The organism is Stenotrophomonas sp. MMGLT7 (assembly GCF_021168555.1).
Classification (GTDB): Bacteria; Pseudomonadota; Gammaproteobacteria; order Xanthomonadales; family Xanthomonadaceae; genus MMGLT7.
This window is the reverse complement of record NZ_JAJOZS010000013.1, coordinates 64,840-83,332: the sequence shown is the minus strand read 5'-3', so window position 1 is coordinate 83,332 and position 18,493 is coordinate 64,840. Positions and strand designations below refer to the sequence as shown.

Annotated in this window: 19 protein-coding genes; 11 read left to right on the top strand and 8 right to left on the bottom strand. The window is 68.9% G+C overall.

All coding sequences use genetic code 11. The features are described 5' to 3' along the window. The first annotated feature begins 150 nt into the window (after nucleotides 1-150). The gene (locus tag LRX76_RS14930; RefSeq protein WP_231806451.1) at nucleotides 151-1,734 is read left to right on the top strand and encodes a M20/M25/M40 family metallo-hydrolase; all 1,584 of its coding nucleotides are present in this window, start codon (nucleotides 151-153) and stop codon (nucleotides 1,732-1,734) included. A gap of 181 nt (nucleotides 1,735-1,915) precedes the next feature. Here LRX76_RS14930 and LRX76_RS14925 read toward each other — a convergent pair whose 3' ends face one another. Next, nucleotides 1,916-2,668: an EAL domain-containing protein gene (locus LRX76_RS14925; RefSeq protein ID WP_231806450.1), complete on the bottom strand. Its 753-nt coding sequence runs from the start codon at nucleotides 2,666-2,668 to the stop codon at nucleotides 1,916-1,918. Nucleotides 2,669-2,881: 213 nt separating this feature from the next. On the opposite strand from LRX76_RS14925, the gene LRX76_RS14920 reads away from it, so the two are divergent. The 3 genes from LRX76_RS14920 (at nucleotide 2,882) to LRX76_RS14910 (ending at nucleotide 5,211) form a co-directional block, all read left to right on the top strand. Further along, the gene (locus tag LRX76_RS14920) at nucleotides 2,882-3,229 is read left to right on the top strand and encodes a helix-turn-helix transcriptional regulator (protein ID WP_231806420.1); all 348 of its coding nucleotides are present in this window, start codon (nucleotides 2,882-2,884) and stop codon (nucleotides 3,227-3,229) included. Nucleotides 3,230-3,299: 70 nt separating this feature from the next. After that, on the top strand, nucleotides 3,300-4,706 hold the full coding sequence (gene gltX / locus LRX76_RS14915) for a glutamate--tRNA ligase (RefSeq protein ID WP_231806419.1): 1,407 nt from the start codon (nucleotides 3,300-3,302) through the stop codon (nucleotides 4,704-4,706). 13 nt (nucleotides 4,707-4,719) lie between these two features. Then, complete coding sequence (locus tag LRX76_RS14910; protein ID WP_231806418.1) at nucleotides 4,720-5,211, top strand: Fur family transcriptional regulator; 492 nt, start codon at nucleotides 4,720-4,722, stop codon at nucleotides 5,209-5,211. A 68-nt stretch (nucleotides 5,212-5,279) separates the two neighbouring features. Here LRX76_RS14910 and LRX76_RS14905 read toward each other — a convergent pair whose 3' ends face one another. The 3 genes from LRX76_RS14905 to LRX76_RS14895 all read right to left on the bottom strand — a co-directional run bounded on the left by LRX76_RS14905 (nucleotide 5,280) and on the right by LRX76_RS14895 (nucleotide 8,965). Then, nucleotides 5,280-6,239, bottom strand: coding sequence for a hypothetical protein (locus LRX76_RS14905; protein WP_231806417.1), 960 nt, complete (start codon nucleotides 6,237-6,239; stop codon nucleotides 5,280-5,282). Then, nucleotides 6,179-6,733 carry a hypothetical protein gene (locus LRX76_RS14900; protein WP_231806416.1) on the bottom strand — a complete coding sequence of 185 codons (555 nt, stop codon included), beginning with the start codon at nucleotides 6,731-6,733 and terminating at the stop codon, nucleotides 6,179-6,181. Before LRX76_RS14900 ends, LRX76_RS14905 begins: the two co-directional genes overlap by 61 nt. Before the next feature lie 183 nt (nucleotides 6,734-6,916). Next, entirely contained in the window at nucleotides 6,917-8,965 is a 2,049-nt protein-coding gene (locus tag LRX76_RS14895; RefSeq protein ID WP_231806415.1) for a TonB-dependent receptor, read from the bottom strand. Nucleotides 8,966-9,150: 185 nt separating this feature from the next. Between LRX76_RS14895 and LRX76_RS14890 the strand changes: the two genes are divergently transcribed. Both LRX76_RS14890 and LRX76_RS14885 read left to right on the top strand, forming a co-directional pair. Then, nucleotides 9,151-9,567: a MerC domain-containing protein gene (locus LRX76_RS14890; RefSeq protein WP_231806414.1), complete on the top strand. Its 417-nt coding sequence runs from the start codon at nucleotides 9,151-9,153 to the stop codon at nucleotides 9,565-9,567. Between the two features lie 128 nt (nucleotides 9,568-9,695). Next, entirely contained in the window at nucleotides 9,696-9,878 is a 183-nt protein-coding gene (locus tag LRX76_RS14885; RefSeq protein ID WP_231806413.1) for a 30S ribosomal protein THX, read from the top strand. Between the two features lie 121 nt (nucleotides 9,879-9,999). On the opposite strand, the gene LRX76_RS14880 is transcribed toward LRX76_RS14885, so the two are convergent. From LRX76_RS14880 to LRX76_RS14865, 4 genes are all read right to left on the bottom strand, one after another. After that, nucleotides 10,000-11,274, bottom strand: a complete 1,275-nt coding sequence (locus LRX76_RS14880) for an ectonucleotide pyrophosphatase/phosphodiesterase (protein ID WP_231806412.1) — start codon at nucleotides 11,272-11,274, stop codon at nucleotides 10,000-10,002. Nucleotides 11,275-11,348: 74 nt separating this feature from the next. Beyond that, nucleotides 11,349-11,831 (bottom strand): NUDIX hydrolase, encoded by a 483-nt coding sequence (locus tag LRX76_RS14875; protein ID WP_231806411.1) that lies wholly within the window; start codon nucleotides 11,829-11,831, stop codon nucleotides 11,349-11,351. A 217-nt stretch (nucleotides 11,832-12,048) separates the two neighbouring features. Continuing rightward, nucleotides 12,049-12,564: a methylated-DNA--[protein]-cysteine S-methyltransferase gene (locus tag LRX76_RS14870; protein WP_231806410.1), complete on the bottom strand. Its 516-nt coding sequence runs from the start codon at nucleotides 12,562-12,564 to the stop codon at nucleotides 12,049-12,051. A gap of 79 nt (nucleotides 12,565-12,643) precedes the next feature. Further along, on the bottom strand, nucleotides 12,644-14,107 hold the full coding sequence (locus LRX76_RS14865; RefSeq protein WP_231806409.1) for an AlkA N-terminal domain-containing protein: 1,464 nt from the start codon (nucleotides 14,105-14,107) through the stop codon (nucleotides 12,644-12,646). Nucleotides 14,108-14,285: 178 nt separating this feature from the next. Between LRX76_RS14865 and LRX76_RS14860 the strand changes: the two genes are divergently transcribed. The 5 genes from LRX76_RS14860 to ubiM all read left to right on the top strand — a co-directional run bounded on the left by LRX76_RS14860 (nucleotide 14,286) and on the right by ubiM (nucleotide 18,339). After that, a complete protein-coding gene (locus LRX76_RS14860) occupies nucleotides 14,286-15,362 on the top strand; it encodes a hypothetical protein (RefSeq protein WP_231806408.1) in 1,077 nt (358 codons plus the stop codon). A gap of 275 nt (nucleotides 15,363-15,637) precedes the next feature. Beyond that, the gene (locus LRX76_RS14855; RefSeq protein WP_231806407.1) at nucleotides 15,638-15,883 is read left to right on the top strand and encodes a hypothetical protein; all 246 of its coding nucleotides are present in this window, start codon (nucleotides 15,638-15,640) and stop codon (nucleotides 15,881-15,883) included. A 164-nt stretch (nucleotides 15,884-16,047) separates the two neighbouring features. Next, nucleotides 16,048-16,512: a DUF4019 domain-containing protein gene (locus tag LRX76_RS14850; protein WP_231806449.1), complete on the top strand. Its 465-nt coding sequence runs from the start codon at nucleotides 16,048-16,050 to the stop codon at nucleotides 16,510-16,512. Nucleotides 16,513-16,545: 33 nt separating this feature from the next. Then, nucleotides 16,546-16,938, top strand: a complete 393-nt coding sequence (locus LRX76_RS14845) for an MAPEG family protein (RefSeq protein ID WP_231806406.1) — start codon at nucleotides 16,546-16,548, stop codon at nucleotides 16,936-16,938. Between the two features lie 213 nt (nucleotides 16,939-17,151). Further along, nucleotides 17,152-18,339 carry a 5-demethoxyubiquinol-8 5-hydroxylase UbiM gene (gene ubiM, locus LRX76_RS14840; RefSeq protein ID WP_231806405.1) on the top strand — a complete coding sequence of 396 codons (1,188 nt, stop codon included), beginning with the start codon at nucleotides 17,152-17,154 and terminating at the stop codon, nucleotides 18,337-18,339. Nucleotides 18,340-18,493: the final 154 nt, after the last annotated feature.

Sequence of the window (18,493 nt, the reverse complement as noted above, 5' to 3'; positions counted from 1 at the left end):
TCGGCGGCCACCGAAGCATGCCAAGGGCGGCGAAACCGGCATGCATGCGATGCTCCCATGACCGATGGCCCGGTCGGTGGCCGCGCCTGGCCGGCTAGACTCGGCAGTCCACATCGCTCCCGGGGGACACGAAACGTGATCAAGCAATGCATGGCGGCCCTGTGCCTTGGCGTGGCCGCACTGGCCCAGGCCGAAGTGATCGAGCCGGTGGACCTGGACATGGTCAGCCGCATCCGCCAGGAGGCATTCCACCGCTCGCAGGTGATGGACACCTTCGGCTACCTCACCGAGGAGATCGGCCCGCGCCTGAGCAACTCGCCGGCGATGGCGCGCGCCAATGCCTGGACGCGCGGCAAGTTCGAGCAGTGGGGGCTGGTCAACGTGCGCGACGAGGCGTTCGACGGCTTCGGCCGCGGCTGGGAGTTCGACTCGGCCAGCGTGGAGATGCTGGGGCCGCGCGTGCTGCCGCTGCACGCACTGCCCAAGGCATGGACGCCGGGCACCAACGGGCCGGTCGAGGGGGAGCTGGTGCAGGTCGCCATCAAGACCAAGGCCGACCTGGACAAGTACAAGGGCCAGCTGCGCGGGAAGATCGTGCTGCTGGACGAGGCGCGCGAATACAAGCGCGCCACCGAGCCGGATTCGCGGCGCCATACCGAGGCCACCCTGGCCGACCTGCACCATTTCGAACTGCCCAGGCCCGCCACCGCGGCCGACCGGCTCAAGCGCACGCGCGAGTTCGTCGAGCGGCAGGAGCTGGGCGAGGCGACGCGCCGCTTCTTCGCCGACGAGGGCGTGCTGGCGGCCATCGGCATCAGCGGCTGGGACAACGGCATCATCCGCGTCACCGGCGGCGGCTCGCGCAAGGCCGGCGAGCCGGTCGGCGTGCCCGAGCTGGTGATGATCTCCGAGCACTACAACCCGCTGGTGCGGGCGCTGGAGAGGAACGAGACGGTGCGGCTGCGGGTCAATGTCGATGCCCGCTTCACCGACCAGGCCGACCAGCCCGGCTACAACACCGTGGCCGAGATCCGTGGCAGCGGCAAGGCCGACGAGATCGTCATGCTGGGCGCGCACATGGATTCCTGGCACACCGGCACCGGCGCATCCGACAACGCCGCCGGCGTGGCGGTGATGATGGAGGCCATGCGCATCCTCAAGGCGGTCGGCGCCAAGCCGAAGCGGACCGTGCGCGTGGCCCTGTGGAGCGGCGAGGAACAGGGTCTGGTCGGTTCGCAGGCATACGTGGCCGAGCATTTCGCCGCCTATCCCGCGCCCACCGATCCGGCCGAGCTCAAGCTGCCGGCCGCGCTGCGCACGCCGACCGGGGCGCTGCAGCGCAAGCGCGACTACGACCGCTTCTCCGCCTACTTCAACCTGGACAACGGCTCCGGCCGCATCCGCGGCATCTATGCCCAGGAGAACATGGCGGTGGTGCCGATCTTCAGGGCCTGGCTGGCGCCGTTCGCCGACGTCGGCGCCACCGACGTGGTCAGCCGCAACACCGGCAGCACCGACCACATCAGCTTCGACCGCGTCGGCCTGCCGGGCTTCCAGTTCGTGCAGGACCGGCTGGACTACTCCACCAACGTCCACCACAGCCACCTGGACACCTACGACCACGCCGAGCCGGATGACCTGCGCCAGGCCGCGGCCATCGTCGCCACGTTCGTCTACCAGGCGGCGATGCGCGACCAGAAGCTGCCGCGCAAGCCGCTGCTGGAGGGCAACTGATCCGCATGGGGCGGGCCGGCGGATGGCCGGATGGCGGGCCGGGGCCCGCCCCATGTCATTGCATCGGGCCAGCGAACAGGGCGCAGGCCTCGGCCCGCCGCGACACCCGAGGCGCCGGCGGCACGTGCCGTCGCGGCACGGTCGCCGACGGATGCGGCGAGTGGCGAGCGGCGAGCGGCGCTCACTGCGGCAGGAGCGCCGGCCATACCTGGTGCGGGCGCTGCAGGTGGTAGCCCTGGAAGTAGGAGAACGGCAGCGCCAGCATGGTCTCGTACTGCCACTGGTCCTCGATCACCTCGGCGATCATCTCCACCCGGTAGCGGTCGATGCAGCGCTGCATCGGCTCGGCCAGCGCTTCCAGCAGGGCGCGGCCGGCGTGCTCTGAAAGCGAGGACAGGCCGAGCTGGCTGAGGTCGACCTTGACGTAGTCGCACAGTTCCTCGGCCAGTTCGACCGGCTCGCGCGGCAGCGGCAGCACGCAGTCGTCCAGCGCCAGCACGATGCCCTGGCGCTTGAGTCGATAGAGGTTCTCGATGTAGCGAAGCCGCTGGCGCGGGTCGCGCAGCGGCCGTTCGGTGATCTCCACGACCAGCCTGCAGTCCTGCAGCGCCAGCAGTTCCTGGGTCCGCAGCAGCGGCGCCAGAATGCGCGGATCGGCCAGCGTGGTCTTTTCCATGTTGACGAACTCGCGCAGGCCCGGCGCCTGTGCGCAGCCGCGCAGCAGGCATGCGTGGCAGGCCTTCTCCAGCACTTCACAGGAGATTTCCCAAAGTTGCTGGGCGGAGGCTGCGGCGAAGGCGGACTCGGTGCTGTCCCGACCGGATAGCCGTGCCAGGTGTTCATGGCCATGCAACTGGCCGTGCCGATCGAAGATGGGTTGCCACAGCAAAGCACTCAGACGCGGGGCGGGCGCGACCGGGTCGGGCGACGGCATGAGTGTGGAGGGGTGTTCCATGAGCCGATCCGACGTGGTTTTCCAGTCAAAGACGCTAGCAGTGAAGATGTTTGGAAACCTTGATTTAGTTTCCAAAACAGAAACAAAAGTATAAGAAAAGGAGACGACAGCACGTGGTTGCGCACGCCAGACTGACCGGCAAGGCCCGGACTGGGGCTCCGTGGGAAATGCATCGGTCGTGATGCCGTCCTGATGACTAAATTCGGTGAACGTCTGCGAAAGCTACGCACTGCTCGGCGTTGGTCACAGGAGCGACTTGGTTTCGATCTGGGTGTGGGCAAGGCGACGATAAGCAAATGGGAAAATGGCCTGGCCGAACCCAGTTTCAGGCAATTGCTTTCGATCAAGCGCGTATTTGCCGATCAGGGAATCAGCCTTGATTATCTGATCGACGACCATTCCGCCTGTGCTCATTTGCCGGTGAGCGGAGGCAAGGGCCTGGTGGCGACGGTTTCCGAGGACGAGGCGCTGCTGCTGGCGCGCTATCGCCGGCTCGACGCCCAGCAGCGGCGCTCGCTGCTCGGCCTGCTCGGTTCCTGAGCGCGGCCGGGGCGGCAGGGAGCGGGCGGCTCCGGTAAAATCGTCCGGTTTCCGTCCTTTCGAGCGCTCCATGACCTGCCGTACCCGCTTTGCCCCCAGTCCCACCGGCTACCTGCACATCGGCGGCGCGCGCACCGCGCTGTACTGCTGGCTGCAGGCGCGCCACCACGGTGGCAAGTTCGTGCTGCGCATCGAGGACACCGACCGCGAGCGCAGCACCCAGGCGGCGATCGACGCCATCCTGGAGGCGATGGACTGGCTGGGCCTGGACTACGACGAGGGCCCGTTCTACCAGACCGCGCGCATCGACCGCTACCGCGAGGTGGCCGAGCAGTTGCTGGCCGCGGGCAAGGCCTACTACGCCTACGAGAGCAGGGAAGAGCTGGATGCCATGCGCGAGGCGGCGATGGCCCGGCAGGAGAAGCCGCGCTACAACGGCGCCGCGCGCGAACTGAAGCTGCCGTACCGCGACGATCCGAACCGGGTGATCCGCTTCAAGAACCCGCTGGACGGCACGGTGGCCTTCGACGACATGATCAAGGGCCGCATCGAGATCGCCAACAGCGAGCTCGACGACATGGTGATCTTCCGCCCGGACGGCTATCCCACCTACAACTTCGCGGTGGTGGTGGACGACTGGGACATGGACATCACCGAGGTCATCCGCGGCGACGACCACATCAACAACACCCCGCGCCAGATCAACATCTACGAGGCCCTCGGCGCACCGGTGCCGAAGTTCGCGCACATGCCGATGATCCTGGACGAGGCCGGCGCCAAGCTGTCCAAGCGCACCGGCGCGGCCGACGTGATGCAGTACAAGGACGCCGGCTACCTGCCCGACGCGCTGATCAACTACCTGGCGCGGCTGGGCTGGTCGCACGGCGACCAGGAGATCTTCTCGCGCGAGGAACTGGTGGCGCTGTTCGACGTGCACGACGTCAATTCCAAGGCCTCGCGGCTGGACATGGCCAAGCTCGGCTGGGTCAACCAGCACTACCTGAAGACCGACGAACCGGCGGCGATCGCGCCGCAGCTGGGATACCAGCTGCGCAAGCTCGGCATCGACCCGGACGCCGGCCCGGCGCCGCAGGACGTGGTGGTCGCGCTGCGCGAGCGCGTGCAGACGCTGAAGGAAATGGCCGAGAAGGCGCAGGTCTGGTACCGGCCGCTGGAACACTACGACGAGGCCGCGGTGGCCAAGCACCTCAAGCCGGCCGCTGCGGCGCCGCTGGGCAAGGCCCGCGAGCTGCTGGCGGCCTTGCCGGAATGGAACGCCGAGGCCGTCTCCGCCGCGCTGCACGAGGTCGCCGCCGCGCTGGAGCTGGGCATGGGCAAGGTCGCCCAGCCGCTGCGCGTGGCCATCACCGGCACCCAGGTCAGCCCCGACATCGGCCACACCGTGTACCTGGCCGGGCGCGAGCAGGCCTTGAAACGCATCGACGCGGCGCTTATCAAGATCGAAGCGATCGCCTGAGCCGGGAGGCCCCATGTCCAGCACGCACGCCTGTACCGATCCGCACCACCATGTCGACGATGCCGCCGGCTTCGTCCAGGCGGTCGAGCGTGCCTGCCGCGAACGCGGCCTGCGGCTCACGCCGATCCGCGCCAACGTGCTGCGTCTGATCGCCGAGGCCGGCAAGCCGGTCAAGGCCTACGACCTGCTGGAATGGGTGCGCCAGGGCAAGGGCGTGGGCGCCGACGCGCCGCCCACCGTCTACCGCGCGCTGGACTTCCTGATGGCCAACGGCTTCGTGCACAAGCTGTCCTCGGTCAATGCCTTCGTCGCCTGCCACCATCCCTCCAGCGCCCAGCACTCGGTGCCGTTCCTGATCTGCGACCGCTGCCACAGCGCGGTGGAGCTGGAGGACCGCGAGGTGGTCACGCAGCTGGAAAAACGCGCCAAGGCGCTGGGCTTCCAGCCGCAGGCGCAGACGCTGGAAGTGCACGGGCTGTGCGCGGAGTGCGCGATGGCAGGATAAGGACAGTTTTTCGGTTTCGTTTGTCCCCAGTCGGCGGCGGTATGAATCCCTGTTGCCGGGCATCGGCGTTACTGAGAGAACGCCGCCTGCATGCGTATTACGCCATCGGCATTGGGCCAGCCCTCGAATGTCTGTACGAGCTGTGTGCCGCTCATTAGGTAGAACGTTGGCGTGTCCAGGCTGGGCAGGGCCTGCCAGTCGTCCCGGGTATACATCACATGCATCGGCATATCCGGATGCGTGCCGTTCCAGGTCAGCAGTGCTTTGTTCGGTAACGAGGCATCCGGCGGGACGACAAGCAGCAGGTGGTCGCGCATCTGGCGCAGATCTTCCCGCGATTCGATGTCGGCTAAGGCGCGCACCGAGAAGGCGCACGCCGGATGAACGACGGCGATGATCTGCAGTTGATCTGGAAGCGGAGTCCAGTTCCGTACATCGGCATGGGCCTCGTTCTCAAGCGAGATGAACCGCCAGCCTTTACTTAGACTTGGGGCGGCCGTTAACTCGGGCAACAGCGGCATCCGTCCGTCCGGTACATGCTTAGATAGTCGATTGGCGTCCGCATAGCGTGCGACCGTGACGAGCGCGCCGGCGTATGTAAGTACGTGCCAGCGACTTGTCTTGCCATTGCGCGACAGCTCTTGGTACAGGCAGCCCAAAGTGTCCACGTCTGATTCCGACAGCGAATAAAGTTCGGCGAATGCGGTTGCGCGGAACAGGTCATCGGCGCGCGCCACGTCATCGATCGGGCGGACGCATGCCGAGACTTTTGACATGAGTTCCCGGTATCGCTGTACAACTGCCGCCGATCGTTGCTGCCCGCTCACGTCGCGTAGCTGGCTATTCAGTGCAACTAGTTGTTCGTATATCGAGTCATCTTCCAGCGCGGATGAAGCCGCCAGTGGGTTCAAAGCCGAAAGTGTCGCCAGCCAGAGGATGGCGACACCGAAAATTGCAGTAGGCCTCATCAACAGCCGCTCATGCAGATTGAACCAATGTCGCGCGAGCACGTCGCACGGCTTGAGCACCAGTAGTTCTCGTGATCGGCCATCAGCAAAGGAACTTCATCGCTGAACGCGGTCATGATTTCCCTGTCCTTCGCATTATCGACCCGAAGCTTGGGCATGAAAGCCAGAGTGCTTTGTAGGCCGAACGTGGACAGCAGTTCGTAGGCTTGGCTGCTATTAAGCTCCGACTCGATGTCAGCGTAATAGAAGGATGTAACGCCAGTCTCGTTGAAGCGCAGTGAATCCACAAAACGTGCTTTCGCGACAGGAGACAGTAAGTCGATAGGCGAAGCGGTATCCTTCGTTTTGGCAAGAAATCCTGCCAACTGTTCTGCAGAATGTATCGGGGCGGTCTTGCGGATGAGCTTCTGCTGCGCGATGTAGGCGCTTGCTATCTGTACAGCTACATCTTCATTGGCCTGCTCAGATAATTGCTCTTGCGCCGACACCGGACTCGACGTCACGCTCAAGCCGAACACTGAAATGGCGATAGCAAAAAGTATGTGCGACTTCATAGAAAACTCCTTTTCGTATGAAATTGCCTCTTGGTCGCGCTGAACGCCATTGAATGCGCCTTCAAGCGCATGGGCATGTATAACGTGTCGGCACGAAGTTATCAATCCGCGTTCGTCGCGTTGAACAGAATGAGTCTATGTGTAGGGGGAGGGGGCGACCGTGATGGTCGCCCCGCGGTGTGGTCAGAAGAACAGGCGCACGCCGAAGGAGGCGTTGCGGCCCGGCAGCATCACGTCGTCCTTGAGGAACGAGGTGTGCACGCGGGCCTCCTGGTCGGTGAGGTTGTTGCCGTCCAGGAACACTTCCCACGCGCTGCGGCCGGCATCGACGTGGTAGGCGAGGTGGGCATCGACCAGGGTGTAGCCGTCGGTCGGGGTCTCGCCCTCGGCCACCTTGTCCTGCTTGTTGACGCGGGTGGCGCCGAGCGAGGCGCGCCAGACGGCGTTCTCCCAGCGCAGCTGGGTGCCCACGCGCGAGGGCGCGATGCGCGGCAGGTTGCCGCCGTCGACCAGGCGCGCGCGCACGGTGTCGCCGAACACGCGCAGGTCCCAGGTACCGGTGTCGTTGTTGGCCAGGTGGAAGGTGGCCTCGCCCTCGAAACCGTGGAACTTGGCGTCGCCCTGGTTCCACTGGCGGATCGGCAGTTCCTCGTCCTCCTCGTCGAAGTACCAGCTGCCGCCGGTATCGGCCAGGTAGATGAAGTCGTTGTAGCGGTTGTAGTAGGCCGCGACCTTGGCGTCCATCCATTCGTTCTGGTACTGCAGGCCCAGTTCGGCCTGGTTGGCGGCCTCCTTCTTCAGGTCGGGGTTGCCGATCTCGTAGGCCAGGGTGGCGATGTGCGGGCCGTCGGCGAACAGTTCCTCCTCGGCCGGGGCGCGCTCGGCGTGGTCCAGGTTGAGGGTCAGGCGCCAGTTCGGGTTCAGCCGCCAGGCGCCGCTCAGCGAGGCGCTGCCCGGGTGGAAGTCGCGCGACAGGCCGCTGTCGGTCTCGTACTTGACCTGGTCGATGCGCGCGCCGAGATCGGCCTGGAACGGCCCCCAGCTGTTGCGCGCCACCGCGAACAGGCCGAGCGACTTGTTGTCGGTCTTGGGCACGAACGCTTCCTCGCCGATCGCCTCGAAGGTCGAGTCGCTGCCCTGCAGGCCGATGGCGGTCTTCCAGCCGCTGTCGGCGGCGAAGGCGGCCTCGACGCGGCCCTCGTTGGCGCGCTTGCTGAACATGGTGCCGACCTCGTCGCCCTCGAACTCGGTATGGTCGTACTGGGTGTGGCCGATGCTGTAGCGCAGGCCGCTGCCTTCGCCCCACGGGTCGTTGAGGCCGCCCTTGAGCTCGTAGCGGTCCTGCTTCATGCGCAGCCACACGCCGCGCTCGCCCTCGGCCAGGTCGCCCGGCTCGCCGGGGTTGCCGTAGTCGTCGCGGAAGCGCGAGGCCGACACGCCGACGAAGCCCCAGTCGCCCGACAGCGAGGTGCCGACCGAGCCGGACTTGGTGTCGACGAACGAGTTGTCCTGGCGGCCGAGCGGGGTGTCGTAGTCCTTCTGGTTGCGGTACACGCCGTCGGCGTGCATCGACAGGCCGCTGCCGTTGCCGGCATCGACGCGGAACATGTCGGTGTTGCCGTCGCGGTCGCCGCCGTCGAAGCGCACCTCGGCGCGGCCGCTGAAGCCGTCCACCGGCGTCTCGGCGATGCGCCCGTCGACCACGTTGACCACGCCGCCGATGGCACCGGAGCCGTACAGCAGGGTGGACGGGCCCTTGAGCACCTCGATCTGGTCGGCGAGGAAGGATTCCACCGCCGGCGAGTGGTCCTGGCTCACCGTGGACACGTCCTGGCTGGACAGCCCGTCGTTGAGCACGGCCACGCGCGGGCCGTCCATGCCGCGGATGATCGGGCGGCCGACGCCGGGGCCGAAGTTGGAACTCTGCACGCCGGGCAGGCCGGAGATGGTCTCGCCCAGGCTGGCCGCGCGCGCCTCGTCCAGGCGCTCGCCGCTGAGCACCTCGACCGGGCGGCTCAGTTCGGTGGCGCTGTCGCGCAGCGGGCTGGCGGTGACGATCACCGCATCCAGGTCCTTGGCGTGGCGGTCGTGTGCGGTGGAGGTGTGGCGGCTGTCGCCGGGCGGGGTGTCGGCCTGCTCGGCTGCGGCCTGGGCGGCGGCCGGGGCCAGCAGGGCGGCCAGGGCCAGCGTCAGCGCCTTGCGGCGGGGAGAGGAGGAGAAAGTCGGGTTCATGGGTAATGGGCCTGGAACAGGGAGGGGGATGCGCAGCCGGTGGGATGCTGTCCAGGCCGGCCGCCTGGGGCGGTCGGCAGCACTCAAGGGGCAAGCGTTGAGGGGTGGAGCGGTGGGGGCTTGTCTGGTTACGACATCGACAATGTTATAATGTTCCAAACGGAAAGTGTGATGGCCCGGAAGTCATGTCTGATAACAAATCGCCCCTGTCCCGCCTGCTCGACCGCTTCGGCGCCACGGGCTCGTTGTTGTGTGCCGTGCATTGCGCCCTGCTGCCGATGCTGCTGGCCGTGATCCCGTCGCTGGGGCTCTCGTTCCTGCTGGACGATGCGCTCGAGATCGGCTTCGTGGTGTTTGTCAGCGTGCTTGGCCTGTTCAGCCTGGTCTGGGGCTATCGCCGTCACCACCTGTTCCGTGCCCTGAGCGTGCTGCTGGCCGGCCTGCTGTTGCTGTGGCTGGGCGTGCTGTACCCGCCGCTGCACGAATCGACGGTTCCGCATGCGGCCGTGATGACGCTGGGCGGCATGCTGGTGGGGCTGGCGCACCTGCTCAACCTGCGGCTGAACCACTGGCACGTGCACGACGCGCGCTGCGCCCACTGAGGGCTTGCCATCCACTCGAGGGCTGGTCGCGCCCGGGGCAGCGATTCCGGTGCGTGTGTTAGTCTTTGCGGCCTCGCGCATGGAAAACGGCGCGGCCGAATGTTCAATCTTTTCTTAGGAGTATCCGCATGGGTAAGGGTGACCGCAAAACTGCCAAGGGCAAGCGCTACAACTCCAGCTATGGCAATTCGCGCAGCCACAGCGTGGCCAAGGTGATCGTGGGCGCCGCCGCGCCGGTCGCCAAGAAGACCGTGGTCAAGGCGCCGGCCAAGAAGGCCGTGGCCAAGAAGACGGTCGCCAAGGCCGGCTGAGCCGGGCACTGCCCCTCAGGTGGAAAACGCGGCGCTTGCGCCGCGTTTTTCGTTTGGGCCGCAGGTGCGACTGTCCTTATGCGGCCCTGGACGACCGCCTCGGACGAGGCGGTCGGGATGTTCAGCGCGGCGAGCCGACTCCGTCGCGCAGCGCCGGCAGCAGCGTGGCCGGGTCGCCGTCGTTGGGCGCGGCCTCGATGCCGAGCAGGCGCGCCAGCAGCGGGTAGACGTCGACATTGTCGAACGGCGGCAAAGTCTGGCCCTGGCGGAACGACGGACCGGAGGCCATGAACACCGCGCGCATCGACGGCAGCGCCGGATCGAAGCCGTGCGAGCCGCGGGTGCCGCCGTCGGCGCGGCGGCGCTTGGCCCACTCGGCCCGAACTGCATCCCAGCCCTCGTGCATCTGGCAGACGATGGCGGGGATGCGCGGGTGCGTGCCGTAGTGCCAGCGGGCCGGCAGATCCTGCTTGCGCCAGCAGTCGTGCTGCGGATGCGCACCGAGCAGGTGCGCCTCGGCGGCGGCCTGTTGTCCGGGCAGCGGCTCGAAACCGACCGACTGGCCGACGGAGACGATGGTGGCCAGCTGCGCCGGCAGCATGTCCTCGGCAACGACGAAATGGCCGGGCGCTACCGTGGCCATGCCATGGTCGGAGACGATCACCAGGTCCACCGTGCTGGTCAGTCCGCGGCGCACGAGCCCGGCCTGCAGGCGCCCGACGGCGGCATCCACCTCGCGTACGGCCTGCGCGTACTCGGGCGAGTCCGGGCCGTAATCGTGGCCGGCATGGTCGACATGCTCGAAGTACAGCGTGGCCAGCCGCGGCCGCGTGGAGACCGGTTCGGACAGCCAGCCCAGTACCTCGTCCACCCGCGCCTGCTGCGGCACGCTGGCGTCGAAGTTGTGCCAGCGGGTCGGGCGGATGCCGCCGACGGCGGCCTCGCTGCCGGGCCACGACCAGGTATAGGCGCGCATGCCGGCCTTCTGTACGCCGGCCCACAGCGGCTCGCCGCCCCACCAGCGTGCGTCGCCGACCGCGTCGCGGTCGGACAGCGAGAAGCCGCCGAGCGCGGCGTCGTGCATGGTGTTGTTGACGATGCCGTGGTGGTCCGGGCGCAGGCCGGTGACGATGGTGTAGTGGTTGGGAAAGGTGAGCGAGGGATAGGAGGGATTCATCCACCGCGCTCGCACGCCCTGCGCGGCGATGCGCGAAAGGTTGGGTGCCATGCCGCGGTCGAGCACGTCGGCGCGCAGCCCGTCGATGGAGACCAGCAGCACGGTCGGCGCTGCCGGCGTGGACGCGGCGGCGACGGGAGAAGGGGAGGACGGGGAGGAGGCACAGGCGGCCAGCAGCAGCGCCGCGGCGGCCGCAAGGAAGGGGCGGAACTGAATCATTCGGCAATGATACGGTGCGTGGATGACAGCGCGAAGACCTCGATTTGTCGCGCCTGCAACATCGTGACCGCGGGCTACCTGACCGGAGGAGCGTCTTCGCTTGCCGGGAAGTGATCAAGAAGGGACCGGTCGATGGCCGAGACATCCGCCGGAAGCGAGCAACGAGGCCAGAATCCGATGGCATCGATCTCAGCGTTCGTGTCGAAGCGGCGTGGAGCGCGAATCGTCGCGCTGAACAGCGCCCCATATGTGCTGTGTGCCACGCCGTTGCCGGGAAACTCCAGTTCAAGCAGTGCTTCCCAGCGAGGCAATACAGCGATCTGTCCGGATTCTTCCTGCAATTCCCGCAGTGCGGCCTGCCTCGCCGATTCGCCCGGATCGAGAAACCCTCCCGGCAGTTCCCAGATCCGCCGGCGGGTGTCGTGTACCAGCAGGTACCCAGGTTTCGCGAATCCGATGATCAGGGCGAATGCGATCGGAAACGAAGCTGCAGCCGCTTCGCCGATCCGGAGGATCGACACCAGCCTTTCTCCACGTTCGTTGACGACCGGTTTCATGGTTTCAGTCCTCGTAGCCCGGGCAAGGCCGCCGGCCGCACCCGGGGCGCTGTGTTCCTCCGGTTCGCGGGTGCGCTTCGCTTAAGCGGGCTACGGGGCGCCTCGTCCTGCTGTCTTTCCCGGGGAGGTAGTGTGCTTGCGCAGGAGCGGCACGGCTTGCTCGGGAACTGGCGGCACGCCCTCGCCATGGCGCGGGCGTCGCGTCAGTGCGGCCGGCTCAGGCGAACAGGTCCTCGTCCTGCCGCAACTGCGGCATGTCCACGCCTTCCAGCCGCAGCAGCGCGGCCTTGGTGGGCAGGCCGCCGCCGAAGCCGGTCAGGGCGCCGCTGGCGCCGATCACGCGGTGGCAGGGCAGCACGATCGGCAGCGGGTTGCGGCCGTTGGCGGCGCCGACCGCGCGGCTGGCGCTTGGCCGGCCGACGTGGCGCGCCAGTTCGGCGTAGCTCCAGGTGGCGCCGAACGGGATCTGCGCCAGCGCCTGCCAGACCTGCAGCTGGAAGGCGGTGCCGGCCGGCGCCAGCGGCAGTTCGAAACGGCGCCGCCGGCCGGCGAAGTACTCCAGCAGTTGCGCGCGCGCATCCGCCAGTGCGGCGGGGTCGTGGCGCCAGTGTTCGCGGCCTTGCGGCTGGTAGCGGTTCTGCGGGAACAGGATGTGGCGCAGGCCATGCGCGTCGGCGGCCACGGTGAGGATGCCGATCGGGCTGTCGAAGGCGTCGTAGCTGAGCGGGGTCATTGCGATTCTCCTGTCGGGCGTGGAGCATGCGCTGGCGGTGCTGCTGCATGCGCTGTGGCAAACGGAACGGATGCGTGTCTCAGGTCTGCTTGCCGCGCTCGGCGGCCAGGTGCCAGAGATGCAGCACGGCGTAGGCGCGCCAGGGCCGCCAGGCCTGCGAGCGGTCCTCGGCCTGGCGTTCGCTCAGCCGCTGGCCTTCGCCGAGCACCTGCTGCAGCACCAGGTCGCCGGCGGGGAAGGCGTCGGGCTGGCCGAGCGCGCGCAGGGCGATGTAGTGCGCGGTCCAGCGGCCGATGCCGGGCAGGGCGGTGCACTGGACGATGAAGTCCTGCAGGCGCTGGCCGCCGCTGAAATCGAGCCGGCCGTCGGCGTGGGCGGCGGCCAGCGCGCGCAGCGTCGCGGCACGCGTGCGAGGCAGGCCCAGGGTCTCCAGCGGCAACTCGCGCAGCGCCTGCGCGCTGGGGAAGCTGCGGTCCAGGCCCGGCGGCATGTCCGCGCGGGCCTGGCCGTGGCGTTCGACCAGCCGCCGCGCCAGCGTCGCCGCGCCGGCCACGCTGACCTGCTGGCCCAGGACCGCGCGCACCGCCACTTCGAAGCCGTCCCAGCCGCCGGGCACGCGCAGCCCGGGGCGCCTGGCGATGGCGGCGGCCAGCAGCGGATCGTGCGCCAGCACTTCGTGTACCGCGCTCAGGTCGGCGTCGAGGTCGAACATCCGGCGCACGCGGCGGACGATGCCGGGGATGGCGCGCGGATCGGTGGCGCCGATGCGCAGCAGCAGCTCCGGCCGGCGGGGATCGGCGCTGACGTGGATCAGGGTGGACGACTCGGCCGGACCGGTCACGCGCTCGTAGCTGTCCTGGCCGATGCGCTCGATGCCGGGGATGGCGCGCCGGCGCAGGAAGTCGAGCATCGCCACGAAATCCAGCGGCGGGCGGTAGCCCAGGCGCAGCGTCAGCTCGCCGCCGGCCGGCGCGCTGCGCTGACGGCGGATCGCCGTGGGCGGCATGCCGCAGCCCTGGGCGAAGGCGGCATTGAAGCGGCGCAGACTGTTGAAGCCGGCCGCCAGCGCCACCTGGGTGACCGGCAGCGTGGTCTCGGTGAGCAGCTGCTTGGCCAGCAGCAGGCGGCGGGTGGCGTGCACCTGCGCCGGCGTGGCGCCGAGCCGGGCGACGAACAGCCGCTGCAGCTGGCGCGCGCTCAGGCCGACGCGTCCGGCCAGTTGCGGCACCGCGCCGTCCTGCAGCGCGCCTTCGCCGAGCAGCGCCAGCGCGCGTTGCAGCGTGGCGTCGTCGAGGTGGCGCTGCGCCTGCGGCGACAGCTCCGGCCGGCAGCGCAGGCAGGGGCGGTAGCCGGCCGCGCTGGCGGCCGCGGCGGTGGGGTAGTAGGTGACGTTGCCGGGCTTGGGCGGCGGGGCCGGACAGACCGGACGGCAGTAGATGCCGGTGCTGCGCACGGCGGTGAAGAACACGCCGTCGAAGCGCGCATCGCGCGACAGGCGGGCGCGTTCGTACAGTTCGGGCCGGGGCAGGTGGCGGGGTTCCATGGCGCCCAGTGTAGGCACCCCGGACCGTGTTGCTGGCCGTTTTCGGACATGGATGCCGGCGGGCGGCCGCCGCCGGGACGGCGATTCATCGCGCATTGATGAATGGCCTGTCGATCCCGCCATGCGGCGCCTAGACTGTGGCATCCCGCATCGCCGCATCGGCAAAGTCGAACCCCGCATGCTCAAGAGTCGTTGCCCGTTCTGGTTGTGCCTTGGGCTCGCGCTTGCGGCCTGCAGCCAGGGCGAGGCGCCCGATCGCACCCAGGCCGAGGTGCCGCTGCGGCAGTCCGCGGTGGACGGCGACCACATGGTGTCGGTGGATACGGCCACCGCCGCCCCTTCGCCGCGGCCGTCGCCGCAATCGAAGGAATGGCCGGCCGCGGAGTTGCAGCAGGGCCAGGCATGGGTGAGCTGCGATACCGACTACGCCGGCGAGGCCGGCGATGGCGAGCCGCTGGCCGGGCTGGACCAGCCGGCGATGGAGGCGGCGCTGGCGTCGTGCGCCGAGCGCGGGCTGCTGCGGGTGCGCTACGCCGGCAAGATCAACGACGGGTTCGCCGAGCTGGTCTGGCGCGCGGCGGCGGTGGCCGACCGGTTGGGCATCGGCAAGCGCATCCTCGACCTGGATTCCAGTGGCGGCCAGGTGGAGGCGGCGATCCGCGCCGGCGACGCCATCGGCGAGTCGGGCTGGACGATCTGGGTACGCGAGGGCTCGATCTGCCACAGCGCCTGCGTGTTCGTGCTCGCCGCCGGCGACAACCGGCTGGTCTCGGGCAAGGTCGGCATCCACCGGATGATGCGCATCAGCTCCAGGGCGACCTCGCGCGCCGAACTCAACCGCGAGCTGCACGAGGTCTACGGCAGCGTCAAGGACTACCTGGAGCGCAACGGCGTGGCGGTGGCGGTGGCCGACCTGATGATGACCGTGCCCAACCGCAGCGTGCGCCTGCTCACCGCCGACGAACTCAAGCAGTACGGCCTGGACGGCACCAACGCGGTGCAGGACGACCTGGACCGGATCAAGCAGATGCGCAAGTGCGGCGACGATTTCCTGCGCCGCAAGGATGCGTTCCTGGTGGCCTTCGACCAGGAGTGCAAGGCCGCGCATGCCGACATGGAGGCGTTGACCGCCTGCGGCCAGGCGCTCAAGCAGCGTTTCGGCTTCCCCGATGCCGCCTGCCCGGACGAGAGTCCGCTGTCGGAGATCGATTCGGCGGCGTTGCCGCTGGCGCCGGCGGGCCACCAGGAGGGCTAGGGGGCGCCGGAAGCCGTGCGGCGTTGCGAAGCCGCCGATGCGGTCGGAAGGCGCGGCGCTTCCTGGCCTGTAGTAGCCCTGCTACGGGCTGGCGAACTTTCAAGGAAACGGTTTCGCACGCGAGCTTCCACCGGTGTCGCCGTGGTGCACCGGTCTGCCACGGACATTCGTTGAGTTCACGCCTGCAGGGCGCGTGACGGCAGGCCTGGGGCTCTTCACATCGCCGGCACCGGGCCGCCGCTAGCGTCGGCACACTTCCGCGAAGGGGTTGGGCCATGGGCGATAGAACCCGCAGGGCACTGAGGGCGTACTGGCCGCCGCTGGCGCTGATGCTGGGCGGGCTGGTCCTGGCCGAGATCCTGATGCGGCTGGCCCAGGGCCTGCACGTCCAGGTGCTGGCATCGCTGGGCAGCTGGCTGAGCCTGGCCGGGCTGGTGGCGGGCACGGCTTGGATGCTGCTGGTCACCTGGCGGGTCTGGCGGCACCGTACGCCGCCCTCGGCCGGCGGCGGCGTGGCGTGAATCGCTTTCCGGGGCCGCGTCCGCCCGGCTTCGGCATGGCCCGGGCAGCCGCCGACCGGAGCGCCCGGTGCGCGCGCCGGCGTAGACTCCGGCCTTCCACTTCGCAGCACTTTCCGAGGTCCCCGATGCGCTCGATTACCCGCCTGTTGCCCGTTTTCCTGCTCATGGCCGGTGCCGCCGGCAGCGGCCTGGCCCAGCAGCCGGCCACGCCGCCGGCCCAGTCGGCCCCGACGCCGGCGCAACAGGCGCAGCTGGCCCGGCAGGACGCGGAAATGAGCCAGGCCGCGCTCAAGGTCGCGCAGATGGTCGATGCCGGGCAGCTCGGTCCGCTGTGGGACGGCGCCTCGGCCGTGGCCAGGAAGGCCGTCGCCCGCGAGGCCTTCGTCAAGCAGGTAGGCGAGGAGCGCGCGCGGCTGGGCGCGGTGGTCGGGCGCGGCCAGGCATCGGTGAGCCGCGTGCAGTACGGGCCGGGCGCGCAGGTGCCGGCGGGGCTGTACATCAATGTCAGCTTTCCCAGCCGCTTCGCCGGGGCGCCGCAGCCGGTGCGCGAGCTGGTGTCCTTCCGCCTGGACGAGGACCAGACCTGGCGCCTGTCCGGCTACAACCTGCGCGTTCCGCCCAGGTCCTGATCCGTCGCCGCCGTCGAACCCGGAGTACATGCCATGAGTATCGAGATCCGCATGCTGGCCTGGTCGGTGCTGCTGGGCATCGCGCAGTTGATGCTGGCCTCGACGCTGATGACGCGGCAGCGCGGGCTGAAGTGGAACGCCAGCGCCCGCGACGGTACCCCGGCGCCGCTGACCGGCGTGGCCGCGCGGATGGAACGGGTGGTGCACAACTTCATGGAGACCTTCCCGTTCTTCGCCGCTGCGGTTCTGGCGGTGGCGATCGCCGGGCGCCAGGACGGGCGCAGCGCGCTGGCGGTGCAGCTGTACTTCTGGGCGCGGCTGGCCTACGTGCCGCTGTACGCAGCCGGCGTTCCCTACCTGCGCAGCCTGGTGTGGGGCGTGTCGCTGCTGGGCATCTTGATGCTGCTGTGGTCGTTGCTGGGCTAGCCGGTCCCCGGGCCGGCACATGGCCGGGCAAGGGCCAAGCCCGCGCCTGCAGCGCGATGGCGAAGTCGGTGCGCTCCCGGTATTCGGAAGCGCCGCGCGTGCCCGGGCCACGCGCCCGCTAAGCGAAGCCAGCCCGGACCTTCCTGATCCAGATCAACGTCGCATGCAGCCGGCGGCCGTTATCCTGACCGGCGATTCTGTACGGGAATGCCCATGAAACAGGTGGATGTGGTCATCGTCGGCGCCGGTCCGGCCGGTCTGAGCTTCGCGCGCGCGCTGGCCGGCAGCGGGTTGTCGATCGCGCTGGTGGAGCCGCAGCCGCGCGACAGGCTGGCCGCCCCGGCGTTCGACGGACGCGAGATCGCGCTGACCCATGCCTCGCGCTCGATCATGCAGCGGCTCGGGATGTGGGAGCGGATCGACCCGGACGAGATCTCCGCGCTGCGCGATGCCAAGGTGATGAACGGCTCCTCGCCGTTCTCGCTGACCTTCGCCGCGCAGCAGCGCCAGGCCGGCGAACTGGGCTGGCTGGTGCCCAACCACCTGATCCGCCGCGCCGCCTGGCAGGCGACCGAGGAGCAGGAGGGACTGGAGCTGCTCGATGGCGTCTCGGTGACCGGCCTGCAGCCGGGCAGCGAGCGTTCGCAGGTCGCCCTGTCCGATGGCGGCCAGTTGTCGGCGCGGCTGGTGGTGGCCGCCGACAGTCGTTTCTCCAGTACCCGCAGGATGATGGGCATCGGCGCGCAGATGCGCGATTTCGGCAAGACCATGCTGGTGTGCCGGATGCGCCACGAGCGCCCGCACCACCATGCGGCGTGGGAGTGGTTCGGCTACGGCAAGACCCTGGCGCTGCTGCCGCTCAACGGCGAACGCGCCGGCGCCGTGGTGACGCTGCCGCCGCGCGAGATCGAGGCGCTGCTGGCGCTGGACGAGGCCGCCTTCGGCGCGGCGATCACACGGTTGTTCGAGCATCGCCTCGGCGCCATGGTGCAGGACGGCTCGCGCCACGCCTATCCGCTGGTGGGGGTGTATGCGCACCGCTTCGTCGGCCAGCGCTACGCGTTGATCGGCGACGCCGCGGTGGGCATGCACCCGGTGACCGCGCACGGCTTCAACTTCGGCCTGCAGAGCCAGGCGCGGCTGTCCGGCGCGGTGGCGCAAGCGGCCGCCAGCGGGCGCGACATCGGCGCTGCGGCATTGCTGGCCGGCTACGAGCGCAGCCACCGCTGGGCCACGCGGCCGCTGTACGAGGCGACCAACGCCATCGCCGCGCTGTACACCGACGATCGCCTGCCGGCGCGGCTGCTGCGCGATGCCGCGCTGCGCCTGGCCAATGGCGTGGCGCCGTTCAAGCAGGCCATCGCCGCGCACCTGACCCAGCGCCGCGCGCTGCCGCGCTGAGGATCCGTGCCGGGTCGCGGCGGCGCGGGACCAGCTGGGGAACCACCTGTAGGAGCGACGTAGGAGCGACTTCAGTCGCGTTGGGGCCTTGCCGGTAAAAGCCCGACCGCGACTGAAGTCGCTCCTACGTCGCTCCTACAGAGGGCGCGAACAG